Raw genomic sequence first — 21,660 nt, forward strand, 5'->3', positions numbered from 1 at the left:
TTCAGCGCCGAGGAGGCTCCTCGGCACGCCTGGAGCGCAAATCAACAGACATGTTGCAAAGTGTATATATTAATAATATTATAACAAATTAATGCGGTGAATGATTAAAGTTATTGTAGAAAATAAGAGGCTGTCGAAAGTTTCTCGACAGCCTGAGCAACTGAATTAACTCAGTTGCTAATATTATTAGTCCTACATTCTTTAATTTCCAAAGCATCCAGAGGGTATTCAATAAAAACATACAAGATTAGTATTCTTGTATCTTGAGGAAGAACTTTTTGATTTTTTCGGAGGCTCGAATGTTTTAAACCACACTATTTTTAACGGTAGCACTATCGCTGCCATCAGGATCAAATAAAGCAACGCTTGGAAAATTTAAAGGGGATAGATCTCCATTTTGTTCCCCAATTCCTTGGTTCCGTTTATAGCTCACTAGTTGGTCGATTAATTGAAGAGAGCCCATATTCGCCACAGCTCCATTATCAATAGTATTAATTTTAAATCCCAGAACATTTATTACCGTCGGAGTGATAAATACCATATAAACACCTCAATTTGTAATATAAAATCCTATAAGCTCAAGAATGGTCCTAAAAGAGATACTATAAAAAACTTGATTTGACCGTCGGGCTATCAATTAAATCCATATCCCATACCCCGGATTGAGATTGTATGGTGGGGGATAAATCTCCATTCTGTTCCCCAATTCCTTGGTTCCGTTTGTATGAAACAAATAGATCCAGGTGCTGACTTGGACCAAGATTGAGAACTGCTCCATGGTCAATGGAATTAATCTTAATACCTAAAATATTGAGTACAACTGGCGCAAATGTCATGGTGTCATTCCTAAGGGGTTAGGCAGATTAGCTGTTTCAAAAGAGGAATTGGAATCAAACTGATCCCGATCATCAACACTGCTCCTCGTACCAAGAAAGTTGCTTCCATCTCCCATATTTTGCCCTAACCCCATATTTTTCTTGTCTGAGTTATGCCATTCAGCCAAAAGGTTTTGACCAACATTTATAGCTGATGCATTCTCAAAGGAATTCACTTTAATAATATTTATATTTATGTTGATATAAGGGACTGGACCAGCCATGTTAAACCTCCTAAGTAGTTCATACAGGTTAAATATTTGATTTTACTGTGTAAGAATCCTCGATATCATTATCTATGACTGAACCTTTTGAGTAAACTCTCAGGGTATTATCTGCTATTTGTTGCCCAAACCCTTGATTTTTTTTGGCACTTACATTTCTGTTTTTTTTAATAGTGGAGCTAAATGATATTGAACTTAAATGATCAATATTATTCAGTTTAAAAGCGCCGATATTCACCTTGGTTGGTAAAAAGAACATAGATCATTATCCTTCCTTTTTTTCTTCCCGGGTATGTAAAGATATGCATCTTTAGTAGAAATTATGTTAGCTGATAATCTAGATAGTTTATAAGATGGGACTAATGATATTTTTACGGTTAAGCTCTAAAGATTTTTATGAATGAATTAATAAAAATTAAATATGATTATCTATAGATGAGACATTTTTTAGGAATATTTAAATCATTACGATACATCGCAAGGGGGGATCCATCATGGATATGAATAAGATGTTGCAATGGATGGATTTGGCGAAAAATTATCAGAATACCGATTTTTGGAATGAGATATTAGGACAGTCCTCCTTTGATGAATTTATGAAGAATAAGTCAGATTTTTGGCAGGCCGGTGACTCTTCTTTAGAACCTAGACAAGCAAAAACATTTCCACCAACAGATATCTACATAACAGATGAGGAGGTTATGTTGATATCGGATCTGGCCGGTTACGGGAAAGAAAATATTCAATTGTCTGTGTCAGGTACAAAGCTATTAATTAAAGGAAACAACAACCAGACAAATAAAGGTGAGCTAGTGCAGAAAGAAAGGTATCAGGGAGATTTTGAACGAATGATTCAGCTCCCAGAACCTACGTTTCCAAATCAGATTCGGGCAAGATTTCATAATGGACTTCTTATTGTTGCATATAAACGGCAATTTAGGAATGAAGAGCAAGTACCAATTGAATAACCTTACTTGTTTGAAGAATTACTGGTTTTCATTGGTCTATATACTGTGGGAAAAAATAAATAATTGTGGGGATTTATTATGTCTATGAAAGGGATTTTTAATCAAAATAGTAAAAAAACGAGAAATGATGTGAATGAGTTTGAACAGCAGATTTTAAGAATAAATGCACTTGAAGTTCATATGAAAAATTTGTTAAAGTTTGAAAAACAGGTTCGGACATTCATGCTTGGAATGGGCAGAGGAGAAAAAGAAGAGAATCCTTGGATTGAACGTAAAAACGAGGTAAACAAAAAGTCTCAAATAAAAGGTCAACCTTCGTTAGAAAACCTTGAAAAAACCCAGGAATGTGATTTGTGTGACAAAAAACTTAATGAACTGACTGGGAGGCTAAACAAGTTTGAACAATCTGTTCGAGAAATAATATTATCCGTAAATACAAGTAAGACCACTTCCTTGTCCGTGGAAGAAGAACAGGAGAGGGAAGGAAGATTGCTACATTTAGTGGAACGACGTCTTTCAGAAAAATTAGCTACTCATATTAAAAAGCAAGAAATGATGCAAGAAAAAGTAAGGTCGTTGGAAAGTCTAATTTTGAAACTAATGGAACGAGAAAACCATCAATTCAACGGCTTCTCTAAGGAAGAGAGAATTAATCAATCGATATTAGAAGGAATAGCAGTAATCGGCTCACCCTGTGATGGGGACGAGCTGGAAGAAGCAAATGTTGAATCATTTGATTCACATATCAAAATGAGAGTCCTTGCGTTGGAAAATAATTATTTACTAGTTAATGAAGTACAAGCTGGGCTACTTAAAAGAGTGGATAATCTTATAGAAAAATGTAATGAGTTAACAAAGAAAATGGTGGAAACAGAAGATGCGACTATGCAGCAAGATTCCATTTGTAACACATTATATATAGATAAGCTTTATTTAGATAAATATGAGCAAAACAACAACTTTGCCCAGCTTGGCATTAATCATCTGAGTGGTGCCCTAAACATTGGTGCCACATACGGAAGAGATGTTGTACCAAAGAAAATAACTGAGCAGGTAAAAGAGGACCTAGCAAAAATGAAGACTGTAAAAGAGGAAATGGAAAAAAATCATACTAGTGCAGAAAAACAGACAGATTCCCAAAATAATGAGTCATCATCTCACGTAAATTCCATACCACCTGAGGAAGATATACCATATACTGACATTGTTATAGAGGACGACCCTTCCCTTGGAGAAAATCCTTTTTAAATTTGAAAAACTAATAAAAAAGGCGTATTTGGATATTTTTAGGTTCTCGAAATTCTTGAGCTCCAAGCTGAATAAATGTGGTATTCTTGATAATGGAGTATACACAATTTAAGTGTTTGGGGAGAGGCATATGCTGCAAAAGATAAATAAACAACTAGAAAGAATCATGCCATTAATTACCCCGGTTGGTGTATTGACTGGAGTATTGTTCAGTGGCCATCTTAAGGATTTTTCATTTTTAATTCCTTGGATTTTTGCTTTTATGACCTTCGCTGGGAGTTTAAGTTCCAATTTCCATTCATTAAAAGAGGTAATCGTTCATCCGTTTCCAATTTTTATTGCAATGGCAATCCTTCATGTTCTCATGCCAATTTGGGCCTGGGGTGTAGGTCATGTCGCTTTTTCTGGTGATGTTTACACGATTACCGGACTTGTCTTGGGAATGGTCATTCCAACAGGAGTGACAAGCTTTATGTGGGTAGCCATTTACAAAGGAAACATTCCATTAGTCTTATCGATCATTTTAATTGATACCTTGCTTTCACCAATCATTGTTCCATATTCGCTATCGTTATTTATAGGTGAAAAAATTGAAATGGACTTTATCAGTATAATGAAAGGTCTATTGGGAATGGTGGTCATTCCTTCCTTGATTGGGATGTACTTAAACCAAGTTACAAAGGGGAAAATTAAAGACCAATTAGGGACACGGCTTGCTCCTTTTTCAAAAATTAGCCTTGGATTTGTGGTCATGCTTAATGGGGCAGTAGTCGCACCCTATTTAAGAGAACTTAACCTTAAACTAGTGAGTATAACCTTAACGGTCTTCTTGATTGCGCTGACTGGTTACTTGTTTTCATTTTTAATTGGTAGATTTTTTAATGGTGGACGAGACAACGTCATTTCGCTGACATTCACTGGCGGGATGAGAAATATTAGTGCTGGGGCCGTTATAGCTATTACTTACTTCCCAGCTGCAGTTGCGGTACCAGTAGTGGTTGGGATGTTATTTCAGCAAATACTTGCCTCGTTAAATGGGCATTTTCTCAATCGTTACTATAATAAAAATGTGGAAAAGCAAGAATCGGTTGCAATGTAAAAAGATGTTTAAAAAAGAAATCCCCTCGGAATTATTTGCGAGGGGATGTTTTTATGAGGGAATTCCCTCAAAAGAGCCGATTACTTTGTTGCATACTTGATAATTCCGGATAAATAAACGGAGCAGTCTCGTTGGACAACTTCTCTCATTTTTATTTTTCCGTCTTGTACTAATTCTCTAACCAAGCCTTCAATAAGCTTTTCATCTTCTTTAACAGCCTTTGGAATCTCAATTGAAAATAAATTACTCCGACTGGCGTAGTGTAGATTTTTTAATAATTCAGCTTTATTCATTGGACAACCCCTTTACCTTATCTTCGACATTTTGGGGTATTTCTCCTTTGAATTTAAAGATATAATTTCCAATGACAAAGAACTCAGCAAAAAAATAGCTTAATCTTTTGTTAGTTCTTCTTCAAAGAAAAAGGTATTCGGATGTTCATTGACAATGTAAGAGTACCTTTTCATGTTTTTTACATATTGAGATTTATTGATTGTTACTGATTCACCCGAAGAACGAATATTTACTTCATCACCCTCATTAAATATACTTTTCTTCATTTTCCCATCCTTTCAAACCAGGGTGTTTTCTTCTATCCAGCACCTTTGCTGGATATTTTATTATTTCCTAAGCGTCGAGATCTATATGCTCAAACTTACTAATCTGGAACAAACCCTTATCAGTTAACTTTAGTTCCGGTATGACAGGAAGTGATAAAAACGAAATCGTTAAAAATGGGTTGAAGTGGTCGTGTGCACCTAGTTTTTTTAGGGCAAGATTTATCTCATTTAAACTGGAATAAACCTCTTGATACGGGCGATCTGACATTAACCCTGCGATAGAAAGTCGCAATGAGGCAATCACTTCGCCTTGATTGACAACAACGAGACCCCCTTGGATATCTTTGATCGCTTTGGCAGCAACTACCATATCCAAATCGGTTGTTCCGGCAATAATAAGATTATGGGAATCGTGAGCAATGGTGGTTGCAATCGCACCGGATTTTAAACCTAGACCTTTGACAATCCCTAATCCAATTTGATTTTTCATATGATGGCGCTCAATCACGGCCAGCTTTAATTGGTCATTTATGATAGAGGGTTGAAATATCCCTGAATCACTAGCATTAACTTTTTCAATAATATGACGCGTTACAAGACTATTGGGGATAATTTCAATAATATTTGCTTTATTCGTTTTTAATGGAATTTGGAAATGATTTTCCGTTAATTCATGGAAACGAACAGAATTTCTTAACCGGTCTGTTTCAACCAAGGAATGGTCCTGTGATTCAATAATAAGCTGTCCATTCTCGACAACGGCAATCCCATCTTTATAAACGGTTGTAATAATAATTTTATCAAGATCATCAAACAGGAAGAAATCTGCTTTGTATCCAGGAGCGATCGCACCCTTAGCCTCAAGCCCATAGCATTCTGCTGCATTAATGGTTGCCATTTGAATCGCAGTTATGGAAGATAGACCTGAGGAGATAGCAAGTCTTACGTTGTGATCGATGCTGCCATCATGGATGAGATCGTCTAAATGCTTATCATCCGTTACAAATAAACATCTTCTTGCATTTCGCTCATTGACGATGGGAATCAATTGTTGTAAGTCTTTTGCCACCGTACCTTCGCGAATCATTAAATACATTCCTCTTCTGAGACGTTCTTTTGCTTCTATTGCTGTTGTACTTTCATGGTCTGTTCGAATGCCTGCTGCCATATACACATTCAAATCATTGGCCGATAGCCCCGCCGCATGGCCGTCAATTTTTTTGCCAAATTGTTTTGCTGTTAAGATTTTTTCAAGCATGTCGTCCTCAGCCTTTAGAACTGCTGGGAAATTCATGACTTCAGCTAATCCTAAGACTCGTGGCTGCTGATAAAAGGGTTTTAGATCTTTTGCATTAAGAGTAGCGCCGGAATTTTCAAATTCGGTCGCAGGAACACATGAAGGAAGCATGAAGAAAAAGTCAAACGGTAAGTTTTCAGAGGAATCAAGCATGTATTGTATCCCCTCAGCACCTAATACATTGGCAATTTCATGTGGGTCTGCAATGATGGTAGTTACCCCATGCGGAAGAAGAACCTTTGCAAATTCATTTGGTGTGACCATAGAGGACTCAATATGAACATGACCATCGATAAAAGCAGGGGATATATAGCGGCCATTTGCATCAATCACCCTATTCCCCTCATAATCACCTATACCGGCAAAGTATCCATCAACAATCGCAATGTCTCCTTCAATAATTTCTCCATTAAAGACATCGATAATTTTCCCATTTTTAATGACCGTATCCGCTGGCTCTCTTTTAGATGCTATAGAGATTCGTCTCTTTAACTGTTTTCCCTCCATAGGACAACATCCTTTTCTGTCATATTAATACTCTACTTTATCTTGTGAATTCTCCCATGTTCTAAACGGAATATCTCCATCTGGTGGAAAAATCTTTTTCATAGGTATTTTTCGATATTCGATGGGGAGGGAGAGTTGATCATAAATAAATTGATCATCAAACCCTATTTTCGCTGCATCTTGTTTGGTGCAAGCATAATAAACAGCCTTGGGTCGTGCCCAATAAATGGCGCCGATGCACATCGGACAAGGTTCACAGCTGGTATAGATTTCACAATCGTTCAGCTGAAAGTCGTTTAAATTCCGGCAGGCATCTCGAATGGCTTGCACCTCGGCATGTGCAGTGGGATCGTTTGTCCCGGTTACTTCATTTCGGCCGATTCCAATAACCTTTCCGTCCTTGACGACGACAGCTCCAAATGGTCCCCCTTGCTTCGTCATAACATTATTTAGCGCTAGTTCAATTGCCTTTTCCATAAAGTGAGAATCTGTCATACAACCTCTCCATTCCAGTTAATTAATTTAAAATACATTATTCTACATGATGCTTACAATTGCTCAATTGTTGTAGGTATATCTAACATATTTTTTTATAAAATTGCTCTGATTACTTGCCTGTTGATATCGGCTCCAATCAACAATTTTTCCATGTTAGATTATATGACATTAGTGTAGATACTATTTCCCCTTTTGGATATTATTGTGAAAAAAGATGACATAAGCTTTGTTGGTAATGTTCGTCTATCTACTGAAAATCTACTCAGTATCAGAAAATTGAAAAAGAACCTGGGTGTATTTTGGGAGGTCTATCAATATATATAGTGTTAGGTAACTCGCAATGAATAGGGGGTCAAGATGGAAGGGATTCAAAAAAGGCATCAAAAGGTGGGTTCTCTTGAAGGATAACGACGGAGTCATCGCAGTCTATCTTGCGGCGGGTAAGAGCCGCCGGATGGGAGTTAATAAGCTGGCACTCCCTTGGGGGCAGAAAACTGTTGGTAATTCAGGCTTAGAAAAGGCAGTGAATTCCACACTGGACTATACCATTGTGGTGACAAGGGAAGAGGATACGCTCAACTGGATAAATGGAACCCTTTTCAGTACCCCCCTCCGAGAACGCTGGAAAGCATTGAGATGCCGTGCTGCTGATAAAGGGCAGGCACATTCCTTGCAATGTGGATTGCTTGCAGCCATGGAAATGGAACCGAAAGGAATCATGATTCTTCTTGCTGATCAACCGCTCTTATCAGTAGAAATCATCAATGATTTGGTTAAACGATACCTGAAAGAATATCAGGGAAATAAAAATGTTCCGTTTATAGCGGCTAGCTTTCAGGGGATTCCGAGACCGCCCATTATTTTTTCGCCAAAGGTGGTTCCTGATTTACTGAAACTAGAGGGGGATGAAGGGGCACGACAGCTTTTTAAAAAGGAAAAATTAACTGGCATACTAGTTAACTATGAGAACGGTTGGGACTTTTTTGACGTCGATACCAAAGATGAATATGAATGGCTGAAAGGGTGGAGGCACGAGTGGTGAAGAGAGGCAAGTTGTCTGTTTCTCCTGAAATCCTGCTGAAATCAGTTAGGTTGGGAGAGATGAAACCATGGATGTAATGAAGAATAATCAAGGCTCCATAGAGGAAATAAATCAATTGAACAAAGAGGAATTTGTGAGAACAGTAGGCTGGGTGTTTGAGCACTCCCCGTGGGTGGCTGAGAAGGCATGGGAGAGTATACCCTTTCAATCTCGTGAGGAACTCTTACAAATAATGGTGACAGTTGTAAAAAATGCAGAGGCAGCCTTTCAATTGGCCCTGCTCCGTGCCCATCCGGATCTTGGTACTAGATTAAAAATATCAGAGGTTTCGCAAAAGGAGCAAGCTGGAGTAGGTCTTAATCGGCTCTCGAAGAATGAACATAGTGAGTTTGTTTCACTCAATCAGAGGTATGTCGAGCAATTTGATTTTCCTTTTATTATGGCAGTGAAGGGCCAAAGCAAGGAAACAATTCTTACAGCGATGAAAGAACGTGTGGGCAATACCTATGATCAAGAATTCCTGACAGCTTTGGATGAGGTCTATAAAATTGCAGGGTTCCGCTTAAATGATGTTATTCAATAAAGGGGGATGATGATATGCAAAGAACGATGCGCTACGGAAAAGCAGATGTTTGGGTTTATCGTACCTACGCAGCCCCATTAACAGGAGTCCGTCCGATTCCTGAATCAGCCTTTACGGGCCGAAGCAATATTCTGTTTGGAATGAATGTGAAGGTGGCAGTAGAAGGCGAAGCCTTCTTATCGTCGTTTAAAGAGGGGGATAATACATTAGTTGTGGCAACCGATTCGATGAAAAATTTCATTCTTAAACATGCTGGTGATTATGAAGGTTCAACACAAGAAGGATTCCTAGAATTTGTCGCCCGCCGTTTCCTTGAAACGTATTCTCATATGAGTGCTGTCGATATCTCTAGCGAACAAATCCCATTTGACGAGCTCCCAGTACCAACGAAAGATAGTTTTGAACCGAGTCCATTCGTATTCCGCTATTCATTAAATGAACAATCGGTGGCTCAAGTTGAAGTGAAACGCTCTGGAGAAAAGATCATCACAGCCGATCATCTCAGCAGTTTGAAGGGACTAAAGCTTTTAAAGGTACGTGGCAGCTCCTTTTATGGATTTGTGAAGGATGAATATACGACACTGCCAGAATCCTATGACCGGCCACTATTTATCTTTTTGAATATTGGGTGGCGCTATAACGATTTCGATGCTGCAAAGGGCAGTACCACAGATGGGTATGTCGCAGCAGAGCAAGTTAGAGATATTTCTTATACGGTTTTTCATGAAGAGAATTCTCCCTCCATTCAAAATCTTATCTACCGTATTGGTCTTCGTATATTAGAGCGTTTTCCACAGTTAGTGGAGGTTCACTTTGAATCCAATAACCGGACCTGGGAAACCGTTTTAGACGAAATTCCTGCCTCACAAGAAGGGAAAGTTTTTACCGAACCGCGTCCTCCGTATGGGTTTCAATGTTTTTCCATGACACGTAAAGATTTAGAAAATCCAGGGGAATCACCGAAATGACTGGAAAGTTAACTACCCATGTCCTTGATTTAAGTTTGGGAAAGCCGGCAAGTGGCGTCCTGGTGGAATTATGGCAAGTTATTCCAGACAACAAATTCGAATTCATTCAAATCAGCTATACGAATGAAGATGGCCGGGTCAATCAACCTCTCCTCGAAGGGGCATCCATGAAAAAGGGAGTTTATGAAATTCGTTTTCATGTTGGAGATTATTTCAGCAATCGCAGCATATTACTCGGAGATCCTTCGTTCCTAGATTGTGTCCCCATTCGCTTTGGCATTTCTGAACCCGCCTCACATTATCATGTACCATTGTTGATTTCACCGGGTGGGTACAGTACGTATCGCGGGAGTTAAGGAGGGTCATAAGATGAAAGAACTTTGGGTGAAGAATGGGCTTGTTTTTACTGAGGAAGGCTTTCGAGAGGTAAATATTCGAGTCCTTGATGAGAGGATTGACTCCCTTTTAAAAAGTGAAGGAGAACCATTGAAAGAGGAAACGGATACGATTATTGATGCAAGCGGGTGTCTAGTGGTTCCAGGCTTTATTGATGCCCATGTCCATTTCAATGATCCAGGAAGAACGGATTGGGAAGGAATTGAGACAGGCAGCCGAGCTGCAGCTATTGGTGGAACGACTACCATTTTTGATATGCCACTGAATTGTGCACCTTCTGTTACTAATTTTAAGAATTTACTTGATAAAAAAGATTATTTAACCTCTATGTCACATGTTGATTATGCTCTTTGGGGCGGAATGACAGACACGAACCTCGCTAACCGGGAAGAACTCACTCAAATGAGTAAGGGGATTATTGCCTGGAAAGCATTTATGAGTGAGAGCGGGATTGAAGATTTCCGATTTGTCCCGCCAGATGGATTGAAACAAGCCATGCAAGCAGCAAAGGAGCATAAGAAGATTCTCGCCCTCCATGCAGAATGGAATGAAGAGATTAATAAATTTACAGCTTTCTATAAACATAGGGACGGGATGAATGAACGAAAGGCCTTTCTCGCGAGCAGGCCCGTGTCAGCGGAAGAGAAAGCGGTTAGTTATGCTTTAGAACTTGCTGCCAAATACGGAACAGCCCTTCATTTTGTTCATATTAGTTCGGCGAAAGTAATCGGACTAATCGAGCAAGCCAAAAAAAGCGGTGTAGACGTCACGGTTGAAACCTGCCCGCATTATTTGATTTTTGATGAAGAGGATTTTATTAAAAGTGGTGCCATCCTCAAATGTGCACCGCCGCTAAGACCGCGCGAAGAGGTAGAGGGGCTATGGGACTGCATTAAGAGAGGCTGGATTGACACAATTGGCTCCGATCATTCCCCGTGTCTTTATTCGATGAAAGCAACGGATTCCATCTGGGACGCATGGGGAGGGATTCAAGGGGTTCAATTTACGTGGCTTTCACTGCTAGATGAGGCCCTTAAACGGAAAATTAGTCTTAAACAAATTTTACCATTAGGGACGTCGAATGTGGCTGAACGGTTTGGAATAGCAGACCAAAAAGGGCGAATTCGTCCCGGCTTAGATGCTGACCTTGTTTTGATACGTTTAGATGAATCAACGATTGCTGATAAACAATCATTGGCTTTTCGAAATGTATTTTCACCCTATGAAAATAAGGAGTTTTTGCTCAGGGTGAAGAAAACGATTTTACGAGGAAAGGTCATTTTTGATGATCAATCCGGGGTGATCCAGGAGAAATTTGGTGTTTGCTTGTAAGTGGACACGCAGCAAAAAGGAGGATCTTTATGAATCAGGATAAGGAAAGTTTGGTCCAGTGGATTGAGGAGCACCAAACAGAAATGATTGATTTTTTAAAAAAAATAGTGCAAGTTCCTTCAGATAACCCTGCAGGTGATTGTTACCCTATTGCTGCCTTTTTACACCACCAGCTTCAAGAGCTTGGCTTTGTGGATGTATCTCTATTAGAGGTAGATGAAGAGGAAGTCAAAGCTGCTGGAATGATTAGTTTGGCAAATGTCCTTAGCAGCACCGTGTTTGCGAACGGGGAAGGAACAAATATTGTCTTAAATGCACATGGTGATGTGGTGCCCCCTGGGTTAGGCTGGAGTGTTGACCCATACGGAGGGGAGATCATTAATGGAAAGATGTATGGACGTGGCGTGGCAGTTTCAAAATCCGATATTGCTGCCTATTCTTACGCCGTTTTAGCCTTAAAACAAGCCAAAATCAGTCAACCTCTGCACGGGAAAGTCGACCTTGCTTTTACTTTTGATGAAGAAACAGGCGGAGAATTAGGACCCAAAAGGCTGCTTGATCAAGGGAATATCAGTCCTGACCAGGCGATTGCAGCCGGCTTTACCTATTCGGCAGTTAATGCCCATAACGGCTGTTTACATTTTGAAGTGAAAACAACAGGGAAGTCTGCCCATGCCGCCCTGCCGCATACAGGAATTGATGCGCTTGAGGCGACGACAAAGATTTTAAATGGTTTATACGAATATCGTCAGACTCTCGCGGCCAATAAATCTTCTGTGCCTGGGATTGACCATCCAACCTTGGTTGTCGGTCTCATTTCGGGAGGAATTAACACAAATGTTGTACCTGATGAATGTACAATAAGGGTTGACCGAAGATTGATTCCAGGCGAAGACGGGGCTCAAGCGGAAGTGGAATTTAGAAAAGTTGTGGAAGAAGCGGTTAAGACGACTCAAGGAATAAAACTAGAAATTCGAAAAATACTTCATGCAGAAAGCTTCGGGCCTGTTCCGGAAGATTCACCACTGATTTCAGCATTATCCACGAACTGGAGGTCCATTATGAAAGGGAAAGGTGATTTAGCGATAAACGGAGTACCGATCTATGCAGATGCCCGCCATTTTTATGAAAAAGGCATCCCAACGATCATGTTTGGTGTTGGGCCCAAATTGCTGGAAGAGGCTAATGGGCACCGGGCTGATGAAAATATCCGTGTAGATGATCTGGTGGATGCGACAAAGATTATTGCCTGTACACTTTACGATTTACTAGGGGGAGGTAAGGGATGAAATTAACCCAGCGGGAGCAGGAAAAATTAATGATTGTCATTGCAGCAGACTTGGCCAGGCGCCGAAAGAACCGGGGGCTAAAATTAAATTATCCCGAAGCGATTGCCCTCATCACCTACGAAATTATGGAGGGGGCAAGAGATGGGAAATCGGTGGCTGAATTAATGAGTGAGGGAACAAAGATATTATCAAGCGAAGATGTGATGGAAGGGATACCGGAAATGATTCACGATATCCAAGTAGAGGCAACATTTCCAGATGGAACCAAGCTTGTTACCGTACATGAGCCGATTCGCTAGATTTAGAGCGGTTTGGTGTGACTTTTATCTAATTTTACAAGAAAGATAGGGGGATTTTACAAAATAGAGGGTTAATTTTACAAAAAACAAATTTATTTTACGAATGAGAAGTTCGATTTTACAAAAAATGAAGTTATTTTACGAAATAGATAGTTAATTTTACGATAAATGTAAAATAACTTCCAATTGGGAAGGGGGAGTAAAAGAAATGATACCAGGAGAATATCGATTAAGGCAAGAGCCGATTATCTGCAACCAGGATAGGAAGGCTTCTAAAGTTATGGTGCTCAATCAAGGTGACCGGCCAATTCAAATCGGGTCACATTTTCATTTTTACGAAGTGAATTCCGAACTAAAATTTGAACGAGACCAAGCATTTGGCAGGCACCTAAATATCCCTGCCGGTACCGCTGTCCGGTTTGAACCAGGGGATGCGAAAGAAGTAGAACTCGTTCCCTTCGCCGGTCAGCGTGAAGTCTATGGGTTAAATAATAAAACAGATGGCCCATTGGACCAAGGAGAGAGGAATCCGATATGAGCTTTCGAATGTCGAGAAAACAATATGCAGACATGTTTGGTCCTACAACGGGTGATGCCATCCGGCTAGCGGACACCGATTTATTTATCGAAATAGAAAAAGATCTTACGGTTTATGGTGATGAGGTCAAATTTGGCGGCGGAAAAGTAATCCGTGACGGGATGGGGCAGCATCCGCTTGCTACACGAGCAGATGGGGCACTTGATACTGTCATAACCAATGCAATTATTCTAGATTATAGCGGGATTTATAAGGCGGACATTGGAATTCGTGATGGCCGAATCGCTGGGATTGGAAAAAGTGGAAATCCTCTATTAATGGAAGGAGTAGACATGATCATTGGGGCTTCAACGGAAGTCATTGCTGGAGAAGGCATGATTGTAACAGCTGGCGGCATTGATGCCCATATCCATTTTATAAGCCCGCAGCAAATCGAAACCGCCCTTTCATCTGGGATTACAACCATGATTGGCGGCGGCACTGGTCCGGCAACCGGAACAAATGCAACCACTTGTACACCGGGAGAATGGAATATTCACCGAATGTTAGAAGCTGCCGAAGAATTCCCAATGAATCTTGGATTCTTAGGAAAGGGAAATTCGTCCGCTGAAGAACCGTTAATTGAACAAATCAAAGCCGGTGTGATTGGACTTAAACTGCATGAAGACTGGGGGACGACCGCCTCAGCCATTGACCACTGCCTCAGGGTAGCGGACAAGTATGATGTCCAAGTTGCCATTCACACCGATACATTAAATGAAGGCGGTTTTGTCGAAGATACTTTGGCAGCCATTAATGGCCGAGTTATCCATACTTACCATACAGAAGGGGCCGGCGGCGGTCATGCTCCCGATATTATTAAGGTCGCAAGCTTCCCGTATATCCTGCCGTCATCCACCAATCCAACACGACCCTATACAAAAAATACCTTAGATGAACACTTAGATATGCTAATGGTTTGTCATCACTTAGACCCGGACGTACCTGAGGACATTGCCTTTGCTGATTCACGCATCAGAAAAGAAACGATTGCAGCGGAAGATATTCTCCACGACATGGGCGTATTCAGCATGATAAGTTCAGATTCACAAGCAATGGGAAGAGTCGGCGAAGTGATTACTCGAACCTGGCAAACCGCTGATAAGATGCGAAAGCAACGAGGCAAGTTGCCTGAAGACACAGGAGTAGGAGATAACTCCCGTGTAAAGCGATACATTGCCAAATATACGATTAATCCGGCAATTACGCACGGTATTGCTGAGGAGGTTGGTTCGGTGGAAGTGGGGAAATTGGCGGATCTCGTCATTTGGGAACCTGCATTCTTTGGTGTTAAACCAGAGATCGTCATTAAAGGTGGAATGATTGCCCACAGTTTAATGGGAGATCCGAATGCCTCCATTCCTACTCCGCAGCCAGTTCTGTACCGTCCAATGTTTGCTTCCTTCGGAAAAGCCAAGTACAGCACCTCGATTACTTTCATGTCAAAAGCAGCCATTGAACTTGGTGTACCTGAAAAGCTTGGACTAAAAAAACAAATCAAACCAGTACAGGGAATTCGCCAACTATCAAAAACAGATATGAAGCTCAATGCGGAAATGCCAACAATTGAAGTCGATCCACAAACCTATGAAGTTATTGTGGATGGGGAGCTAGTGACCTGTGAACCAGCAGAAGTATTACCGATGGCACAGCGTTATTTCTTATTTTAGGAGGAAAATCATGATTATTGAACAAATCGTGGGAAATGTAGATGAAATCGCAGCCTCTGGCCGACACATCGAAAGAGTATATTTAGCCAGTGATGACTTAGTGAAGCGAATTCAGCGGGTGACAACGGACCACGGTAAAGAGATTGGCATCCGGCTGAAAGAACCAAAAGACCTGATTGATGGCGATGTATTATTCATGGATGACCGAAATATGATTGTTGTCAGTGTCACCAGTGACGACTTGCTGGTAATTCATCCGACAAGCTTTAAGCAAATGGGGGAAATTGCGCATCAGTTGGGTAACCGACACCTGCCTGCACAATTTGAAGGCCAGGTGATGCTCGTCCAATATGATTATCTTGTTGAAGAACTGCTGAAACAATTAGAGATTCCATACGCAAGGGAAGATAGAAAAGTGAAAAAGGCATTCCGGCATATCGGTCACTCCCATGGATAATCAACTCTTGTCCTTATTGCAAATAGGGGATTCCAATTTTCCGTCGGGAGCTTTTTCACATTCATTTGGATTGGAAACCTACATACAGGAAGAAATCGTCTATAGTAAGGAAACCTTTTTTGAATGGATTCGAATTTACTTGGAAAAACAAATCGCTTATACCGATGGACTTGCCTGCCGCCTAACCTTTGACGCCTTATTTAAAGATGATATCGAAGGGCTATGGGTGCTCGATCAAAAATTGTTTGTCCAGAATATCCCTAAAGAAGCACGAGAGGCAAACCGGAGGATTGGGGAAAGATTGATTCGGATGGGAATTGATTTATATTCGATCCCATTATTAGAAGAATACCTAAAAAAGATACGTGCCAAGGAGGCGTATGGTCATCCTGGAATTGCTTTTTCGATTATCTGCCAGTACTTAGGAATCGAGAAAAGACAAGGAATACTGACTTTCCTGTATTCAAGTATGGTGACCCTTATTCAGAATGGTGTAAGAGGGATACCACTAGGGCAAACAGCAGGTCAACGTATTCTTTTAGAATTTCACCCTTATTTACAAAAGACTACAGAGATAATTGAAGGAATGGATGCTGATGACTTTGGAGCTGTGGCTCCTGGAATTGAAATTTCACAAATGCGCCACGAGAGATTACATACCCGTTTGTTTATGTCCTAAAAAATGATGAAAGAAGGGGTAACGATGGAACCGATACGTATAGGAGTTGGCGGACCAGTTGGAGCAGGGAAGACGTTGCTTGTGGAGCGATTAACGAGACACCTCAAAAATGAATATAACATGGCGGTCGTAACCAATGACATTTACACCAAGGAAGATGCACAATTTTTAATAAAAAATAGTGTACTTTCAGAGGATCGAATTATTGGTGTGGAAACAGGAGGATGCCCGCATACGGCGATCCGGGAAGACGCATCCATGAATTTCGCAGCCATTGATGAGCTAAAGGAGAAACATCCGAATCTATCACTTATTTTTGTCGAGAGCGGCGGCGATAACCTAGCTGCCACCTTTAGTCCCGAACTCGTAGACTTTTCTATTTATATTATTGATGTAGCTCAAGGGGAAAAAATTCCGCGTAAAGGCGGCCAAGGGATGATTAAATCTGATCTGTTTATCATCAACAAAATTGATTTAGCCCCATATGTAGGGGCAAGCTTAGAAGTCATGGAGGCAGATACAAAGCTGGCAAGAGGCAAGAAGCCATATATCTTTACAAACTTAAAAGAGGATGTTGGTGTAAACGAGGTTATTGAGTGGCTCAAGTTAAATGCGCTATTGGAAGGATTAGGGTAGGTGGAACAGCGGACCGGATATTTGCGACTAACAGGTGCAAAGAAAGGTAAGAAAACGATTCTAAAAGAATCCTACTCAGAGGGTGCATTAAAAATTACTAGACCTGTTTACCTAACAGGAGGCGGCGAAGCCTATCTTTATGTGATGAATCCGGGCGGGGGGTACATTGATGGTGATTCCTACCAAACGGTCATCTTATTGGAGGAGAATGCTGAGGTAGTTGTTACCACTCAATCCTCTACTAAAATATATAAAACACGAACCTCTCCGGCTTTGCAGGAAATGGACATATATTTGAAAAGCGGAAGTGTTTTTGAATATCTGCCAGATCCAGTTATTGCTTACCAGCATGCTTGTTTCAAACAGCGTACGGTCATTCGAATGGAACAAAACTCTTCTCTTATTTGCACAGATATTTTTACTCCAGGCTGGGCTCCTGATGGGACACTTTTTAAATATGACTTACTCCAAGCAAAAATGGAAATTTATATGGAAGACAAACTTATTTTATTTGATCATGTAAAACTTCAACCTGACAATGATCTTAAAGGGATTGGCATGATGGAAGGATTTTCTCATTTTGGGACGATGATTGTTATTGATCATCGAATCAATCCTTCTTTAGTAGAAGAGTTGCAAGAAATTCTCGATACTTTCCTTGATGTTAGAATTGGTATTTCGATACTAGCCGTATCAGGGTTTGCCCTAAGGGTATTGGCGAATACAACACAGGTTATAGAAAAAGTCTTACATGTCTGTCATGAAATCATTAGGATCAAAGTATTGGAAAAAGAACCTGTATTTCTAAGAAAATATTAATCGGCTGGTGTATCATCCATCGCCGATTTTTCCTTGTCATTACAGGAATAATTGTAGTTAGGTTTTTCATTGAAGTATAATGAGAGTATCTATAATAACTATTATTGAGGAGGGAAGAAATGAGTAAGCTTTTTGTTGACCAAACGATTGAGATCAATGCTCCAGCGTCTAAGGTATGGGATATTCTTACGGTCAGTCAGTATAATAACCGTTGGGCGACTGAATTTTCAAGCGGCGGACCACAATTTCATCTCGATTCCACTTGGGAGCTTGGAAGTCCTGTACTATGGAAAGGGGAGGATGGGACCGTCATTGTTGAAGGAAATGTGACGGCTCTTGAGAAGAATAAACTCCTTCGGTTTACTGTATTTGATGTTCGGAGTGAGGAAAAGGCACTTGTCACGGAAGAAGACGGGATCACCTTCCGTTTGTCTGAGGACAATGGAAAGACGACTCTACATATTTTACAAGGGGATTTCTCAGTGATGCCGGAAGGGAAGAAATACCGCGATTTAAGTGCTGAAATTTGGGACAAGGTGCTCCCAATGGTCAAAGAAATGGCGGAATCAAACTAACCAGTTTTTTTGAAAAACTTAAATTTATGTTGGGCTAGGTAAATGATTCTCCTAGCCTTATTTTGTTGTGTTAAAATTTTTATAAAAAGGAGACTTGCTAAATGAATATCATTGATTTACATTGTGATGCCCTAATGAAACTCCAAGAAGCGCATGGTACGTTACGATTTGCTGATGCGCCAGAGTTACAAACTTGTAAAACACGACTCCAGCAGGGCCAAATCAAAGTCCAGTGTTTTGCGATTTTTATTGAACCCGAAATAAAGGGGGACCAGAAATTTCAGGTTGTCCTTGAGCAAATCGATTATTTTTACAAGGAAGTGCTTGGGAAAAATCCAGACATGTTCCATATCAAAGAATGGTCGGATTTTGATCGCTTAAAGATCGGTCAGATTGGCGCAATGTTAACGCTTGAAGGCGTGGATCCAATTGGCAACGATTTATCGAAGCTCCATATTCTCTATCAACTAGGTGTCCGTTCCGTTGGTTTGACATGGAACCAAGCCAATCTTGCCGCTGATGGCGCTGGTGAACCGCGCGGCGCGGGGCTGACGCTGTTCGGAAAAGAAATTGTCGAGTTTAATAACGAGCATCAAATCCTGACTGATGTTTCTCACTTAAGCGACAAAGGGATTTGGGAAGTCATTGAATTAGCCAAGTATCCGATTGCGAGCCACTCGAATGCTCGAGAACTTTGCAACCATCTGCGAAACCTCACAGATGAACAGGCGGCGGCAATGTTTGCTAAGGGTGGCCTCATTCATGTTGTCTACAATCCACCTTTTGTAAAAGAATCGGGAGAAGTGACGATTTCAGATCTTGTTAAACATATTGATCACTTTTGCTCATTGGGCGGAGTCAAACAAATTGGATTTGGCTCGGATTTTGATGGGATTTCGACATTTATTACGAATTTAGATGACGCCTCGAAGAGCCAAAATCTTATTAATGAACTATTAAAATATTACAGTGAAGAAGTGGTCCGCGGATTTGCCTATCAAAACTTTCTTGATCATCGGCCAGGGATGATCCGATGAAGAATCAACTTTTTACAGCGGCGGCGGAAGCAGCTGAAGAAACGATCCTCAATTCATTGTCACAGGCGGGCAATACAATGGGAAAAGCAGGCCGGGTTGTCCAACAAATCAATTTATTAAAAGAGGAGAAATCATATTGTACATTACTATAAAAGAGACAGCAGAATATTTATCGGTTCCTGAGGCAACTGTCAAAAGCCTCATCCAACAAAAGAAAATCCGCGCCCTATTTGACGGGGAAGAGTACCTAATCTACAAAGAACAATTCAGCACCCACCTAAAACAAATGGAAAAATACAAACAACTAATCGAAGAAATCCTGAACGAACCCATCCCAGAAAGTATCGACGTAAAAGACGAAGATTAACTAAGTCGCATTTGATACCATTTCAATTTTGGTGCCTGACACCATTCGTGGACAAATCTATGGATTTGTCCATACGCGGTGGACACAAAAACTAAGATAAGAATGAGGTGAATTATAATGTCTAATCTTTTTATGAAAAGGATCTATGAGCCCTATGAGGAAATGGATGGCTGCCGAATCTTAATTGACCGCTTATGGCCGAGGGGGATTTCGAAAGAAGCCGCGAAGCTTTCGTTTTGGTTTAAAGATCTAGCTCCAAGCAATGAGCTGAGGAAGTGGTTTTGTCATAAGCCAGAGCTGTTTGAGGAATTTAGTAGAAGATACCTTGATGAACTTCGAACCGACGAACAAAAGCGGGAATATATCCGGCAAATCATTGAAATGGAAGCTAAGGGCCCAGTAACACTCCTCTATGGAGCAAAGGACTCGGTACATAATCACGCACTGGTATTGATGGAGGAACTTGGTAGATTAATTGCGATGGAACGTTGAAGTAGGAGGTACCTCGAGCGTATGATCCCCTTTCACAAAAAAAAATTAAGTTCCATGGGCATCAGCCCCTCTTTAATCCCTTCGGAAGCGTCCCATTACCTCCATCGTTTGCATGATATTCACAAACGCCTTTTGATCCACCGTTCTAATCGTGTGATTTGTTTCATTTAATTTGATAATCACCGTGGTTAACACCTTTTTGGGATTATGGGTGAATGCCCCTTCTGTATCCGTTACCGTGACCCGTAGTTCATCCGTAAGCTCTTCATACTTATCCGTCACAATCGTTAGGGTTAATTTATTCTGATTAGTATATACCATATTATTTTGTACTATTTTTAAAAAGTTTATTTCAAAAAACAAAAAACGCCATCAAAAGAGGGCGTTTCAAATGCACCAAAAATTAAATGACATATAGGAACACGGTTAAAAAATGTGCCAGACTTCCTAGCAAAATGAAAATATGGAAAATCTCATGGAAGCCCATGTACTTTGACTGCAAGAACTTAGGTTTTGCACCGTAGATCACCCCGCCAATCGTATAAAAAATTCCCCCGAGAATGAGCAAAAATAAACCAATCGGGTTTAAGCTTCCAGTTAGCGGCGAGAATACAAACACAATCATCCAACCCATCGCTAAATACAAGGAGGTAGAAATCCAGCGAGGGCAATTAAACCAGACCATTTTAAAAACAACCCCGCTAATTGCAATTCCTGCAATAATTGAAAATAGAATCGCCCCTATTTTTCCGTTCAAACTGATAAAGCAAAAAGGAGTATACGTACCTGCGATTAAAATGAAGATCATTGAATGATCCAGCCGTCGTAAAAAGGCAATGACTTGATCGCGAGCAATTACCATATGATAGGTTGCCGATGCCGAGTAAAGCAGAATCATACTAACGCCGAAAATAATGACCGCAGTAATTGAAGACGGTGAACTTGTCGTCGCAGCGGCCTTGATAACCATCGCAAGCAACCCGACAAAGGCTAAAACTGCTCCAGCTAAATGGGTTAGTCCATTGATAGGTTCGCGAATGTAATTATTCATTTTATATGCCTCCCAGCACAGCATGTAGTTTTAATAACTACTTATTATAATAACGATATATCGACATCTAGTCAATGCATATATCTTTAGGTATAATAAAAAAATAAAGAACATG

At 40.5% G+C, this 21,660-nt stretch carries 31 protein-coding genes; 21 read left to right on the plus strand and 10 right to left on the minus strand.

Features of this window, described 5'->3' with window-relative positions; genetic code table 11:
* Window positions 1-304: 304 nt before the first annotated feature.
* The 4 genes from J7E66_RS19045 to J7E66_RS19060 form a co-directional block, all read right to left on the minus strand.
* Entirely contained in the window at window positions 305-541 is a 237-nt protein-coding gene (locus tag J7E66_RS19045; RefSeq protein WP_215002744.1) for a hypothetical protein, read from the minus strand.
* 61 nt (window positions 542-602) lie between these two features.
* On the minus strand, window positions 603-836 hold the full coding sequence (locus J7E66_RS19050; RefSeq protein WP_215002746.1) for a hypothetical protein: 234 nt from the start codon (window positions 834-836) through the stop codon (window positions 603-605).
* Entirely contained in the window at window positions 833-1,099 is a 267-nt protein-coding gene (locus tag J7E66_RS19055) for a hypothetical protein (protein WP_215002748.1), read from the minus strand. Before J7E66_RS19055 ends, J7E66_RS19050 begins: the two co-directional genes overlap by 4 nt.
* Window positions 1,100-1,127: 28 nt before the next feature.
* The gene (locus J7E66_RS19060) at window positions 1,128-1,358 is read right to left on the minus strand and encodes a hypothetical protein (protein ID WP_215002750.1); all 231 of its coding nucleotides are present in this window, start codon (window positions 1,356-1,358) and stop codon (window positions 1,128-1,130) included.
* Window positions 1,359-1,593: 235 nt separating this feature from the next.
* Here J7E66_RS19060 and J7E66_RS19065 point away from each other — a divergent pair, with 235 nt between their 5' ends.
* The 3 genes from J7E66_RS19065 to J7E66_RS19075 all read left to right on the plus strand — a co-directional run bounded on the left by J7E66_RS19065 (window position 1,594) and on the right by J7E66_RS19075 (window position 4,414).
* Window positions 1,594-2,067: an Hsp20/alpha crystallin family protein gene (locus tag J7E66_RS19065; RefSeq protein WP_215002751.1), complete on the plus strand. Its 474-nt coding sequence runs from the start codon at window positions 1,594-1,596 to the stop codon at window positions 2,065-2,067.
* A 78-nt stretch (window positions 2,068-2,145) separates the two neighbouring features.
* Window positions 2,146-3,315, plus strand: coding sequence for a hypothetical protein (locus J7E66_RS19070; protein WP_215002752.1), 1,170 nt, complete (start codon window positions 2,146-2,148; stop codon window positions 3,313-3,315).
* A 130-nt stretch (window positions 3,316-3,445) separates the two neighbouring features.
* Window positions 3,446-4,414 (plus strand): bile acid:sodium symporter family protein, encoded by a 969-nt coding sequence (locus tag J7E66_RS19075; RefSeq protein WP_215002753.1) that lies wholly within the window; start codon window positions 3,446-3,448, stop codon window positions 4,412-4,414.
* An 80-nt stretch (window positions 4,415-4,494) separates the two neighbouring features.
* Here the strand turns inward: J7E66_RS19075 and J7E66_RS19080 are convergent, their stop codons facing one another.
* The 4 genes from J7E66_RS19080 to J7E66_RS19095 form a co-directional block, all read right to left on the minus strand.
* Window positions 4,495-4,707: a hypothetical protein gene (locus tag J7E66_RS19080; protein WP_215002755.1), complete on the minus strand. Its 213-nt coding sequence runs from the start codon at window positions 4,705-4,707 to the stop codon at window positions 4,495-4,497.
* A 99-nt stretch (window positions 4,708-4,806) separates the two neighbouring features.
* Complete coding sequence (locus J7E66_RS19085) at window positions 4,807-4,974, minus strand: hypothetical protein (RefSeq protein WP_168242104.1); 168 nt, start codon at window positions 4,972-4,974, stop codon at window positions 4,807-4,809.
* 67 nt (window positions 4,975-5,041) lie between these two features.
* Window positions 5,042-6,778, minus strand: coding sequence for an adenine deaminase (ade, locus tag J7E66_RS19090; RefSeq protein ID WP_215002757.1), 1,737 nt, complete (start codon window positions 6,776-6,778; stop codon window positions 5,042-5,044).
* A gap of 24 nt (window positions 6,779-6,802) precedes the next feature.
* On the minus strand, window positions 6,803-7,273 hold the full coding sequence (locus J7E66_RS19095; RefSeq protein ID WP_215002759.1) for a nucleoside deaminase: 471 nt from the start codon (window positions 7,271-7,273) through the stop codon (window positions 6,803-6,805).
* A gap of 400 nt (window positions 7,274-7,673) precedes the next feature.
* Here J7E66_RS19095 and J7E66_RS19100 point away from each other — a divergent pair, with 400 nt between their 5' ends.
* The 18 genes from J7E66_RS19100 (at window position 7,674) to J7E66_RS19185 (ending at window position 20,494) form a co-directional block, all read left to right on the plus strand.
* Window positions 7,674-8,318: an NTP transferase domain-containing protein gene (locus J7E66_RS19100; protein WP_215002761.1), complete on the plus strand. Its 645-nt coding sequence runs from the start codon at window positions 7,674-7,676 to the stop codon at window positions 8,316-8,318.
* Between the two features lie 67 nt (window positions 8,319-8,385).
* The gene (uraD, locus tag J7E66_RS19105; RefSeq protein WP_251033009.1) at window positions 8,386-8,901 is read left to right on the plus strand and encodes a 2-oxo-4-hydroxy-4-carboxy-5-ureidoimidazoline decarboxylase; all 516 of its coding nucleotides are present in this window, start codon (window positions 8,386-8,388) and stop codon (window positions 8,899-8,901) included.
* Between the two features lie 14 nt (window positions 8,902-8,915).
* Complete coding sequence (gene pucL / locus J7E66_RS19110) at window positions 8,916-9,869, plus strand: factor-independent urate hydroxylase (RefSeq protein WP_215002763.1); 954 nt, start codon at window positions 8,916-8,918, stop codon at window positions 9,867-9,869.
* Entirely contained in the window at window positions 9,866-10,225 is a 360-nt protein-coding gene (gene uraH / locus J7E66_RS19115) for a hydroxyisourate hydrolase (protein ID WP_215002765.1), read from the plus strand. The genes pucL and uraH overlap by 4 nt, the downstream gene beginning before the upstream one ends.
* A 13-nt stretch (window positions 10,226-10,238) precedes the next feature.
* Complete coding sequence (gene allB, locus J7E66_RS19120; RefSeq protein WP_215002767.1) at window positions 10,239-11,597, plus strand: allantoinase AllB; 1,359 nt, start codon at window positions 10,239-10,241, stop codon at window positions 11,595-11,597.
* Between the two features lie 29 nt (window positions 11,598-11,626).
* Window positions 11,627-12,886 (plus strand): ArgE/DapE family deacylase, encoded by a 1,260-nt coding sequence (locus J7E66_RS19125; protein ID WP_215002770.1) that lies wholly within the window; start codon window positions 11,627-11,629, stop codon window positions 12,884-12,886.
* Entirely contained in the window at window positions 12,883-13,185 is a 303-nt protein-coding gene (locus J7E66_RS19130) for an urease subunit gamma (protein WP_215002772.1), read from the plus strand. Before J7E66_RS19125 ends, J7E66_RS19130 begins: the two co-directional genes overlap by 4 nt.
* Before the next feature lie 208 nt (window positions 13,186-13,393).
* Complete coding sequence (locus J7E66_RS19135; protein ID WP_215002774.1) at window positions 13,394-13,723, plus strand: urease subunit beta; 330 nt, start codon at window positions 13,394-13,396, stop codon at window positions 13,721-13,723.
* Window positions 13,720-15,432 (plus strand): urease subunit alpha, encoded by a 1,713-nt coding sequence (gene ureC, locus J7E66_RS19140; protein WP_215002776.1) that lies wholly within the window; start codon window positions 13,720-13,722, stop codon window positions 15,430-15,432. Before J7E66_RS19135 ends, ureC begins: the two co-directional genes overlap by 4 nt.
* 10 nt (window positions 15,433-15,442) lie before the next feature.
* Entirely contained in the window at window positions 15,443-15,889 is a 447-nt protein-coding gene (gene ureE / locus J7E66_RS19145; protein WP_215002778.1) for an urease accessory protein UreE, read from the plus strand.
* Window positions 15,882-16,568 (plus strand): urease accessory protein UreF, encoded by a 687-nt coding sequence (locus J7E66_RS19150; protein WP_215002780.1) that lies wholly within the window; start codon window positions 15,882-15,884, stop codon window positions 16,566-16,568. The genes ureE and J7E66_RS19150 overlap by 8 nt, the downstream gene beginning before the upstream one ends.
* Window positions 16,569-16,592: 24 nt before the next feature.
* Window positions 16,593-17,204 (plus strand): urease accessory protein UreG, encoded by a 612-nt coding sequence (gene ureG, locus J7E66_RS19155; RefSeq protein WP_215002782.1) that lies wholly within the window; start codon window positions 16,593-16,595, stop codon window positions 17,202-17,204.
* A complete protein-coding gene (locus J7E66_RS19160; protein WP_215002784.1) occupies window positions 17,205-18,023 on the plus strand; it encodes an urease accessory protein UreD in 819 nt (272 codons plus the stop codon). It begins immediately after the preceding gene.
* A gap of 119 nt (window positions 18,024-18,142) precedes the next feature.
* Complete coding sequence (locus tag J7E66_RS19165; RefSeq protein WP_215002786.1) at window positions 18,143-18,598, plus strand: SRPBCC family protein; 456 nt, start codon at window positions 18,143-18,145, stop codon at window positions 18,596-18,598.
* Between the two features lie 101 nt (window positions 18,599-18,699).
* Window positions 18,700-19,635 (plus strand): dipeptidase, encoded by a 936-nt coding sequence (locus J7E66_RS19170; RefSeq protein ID WP_215002788.1) that lies wholly within the window; start codon window positions 18,700-18,702, stop codon window positions 19,633-19,635.
* Window positions 19,632-19,787 carry a hypothetical protein gene (locus J7E66_RS19175; RefSeq protein ID WP_215002790.1) on the plus strand — a complete coding sequence of 52 codons (156 nt, stop codon included), beginning with the start codon at window positions 19,632-19,634 and terminating at the stop codon, window positions 19,785-19,787. The genes J7E66_RS19170 and J7E66_RS19175 overlap by 4 nt, the downstream gene beginning before the upstream one ends.
* Window positions 19,772-20,002 (plus strand): excisionase family DNA-binding protein, encoded by a 231-nt coding sequence (locus J7E66_RS19180; RefSeq protein WP_088085696.1) that lies wholly within the window; start codon window positions 19,772-19,774, stop codon window positions 20,000-20,002. The genes J7E66_RS19175 and J7E66_RS19180 overlap by 16 nt, the downstream gene beginning before the upstream one ends.
* A gap of 117 nt (window positions 20,003-20,119) precedes the next feature.
* Window positions 20,120-20,494, plus strand: a complete 375-nt coding sequence (locus J7E66_RS19185; RefSeq protein WP_215002792.1) for a DUF488 domain-containing protein — start codon at window positions 20,120-20,122, stop codon at window positions 20,492-20,494.
* 72 nt (window positions 20,495-20,566) lie between these two features.
* Here J7E66_RS19185 and J7E66_RS19190 read toward each other — a convergent pair whose 3' ends face one another.
* Window positions 20,567-20,857, minus strand: coding sequence for a DUF2179 domain-containing protein (locus J7E66_RS19190; protein WP_215002793.1), 291 nt, complete (start codon window positions 20,855-20,857; stop codon window positions 20,567-20,569).
* A 40-nt stretch (window positions 20,858-20,897) separates the two neighbouring features.
* Window positions 20,898-21,545 (minus strand): PAQR family membrane homeostasis protein TrhA, encoded by a 648-nt coding sequence (gene trhA, locus J7E66_RS19195; RefSeq protein WP_215002795.1) that lies wholly within the window; start codon window positions 21,543-21,545, stop codon window positions 20,898-20,900.
* Window positions 21,546-21,660 lie beyond the last annotated feature (115 nt).

The sequence above is a fragment of the Bacillus sp. ISL-7 genome (assembly GCF_018613065.1).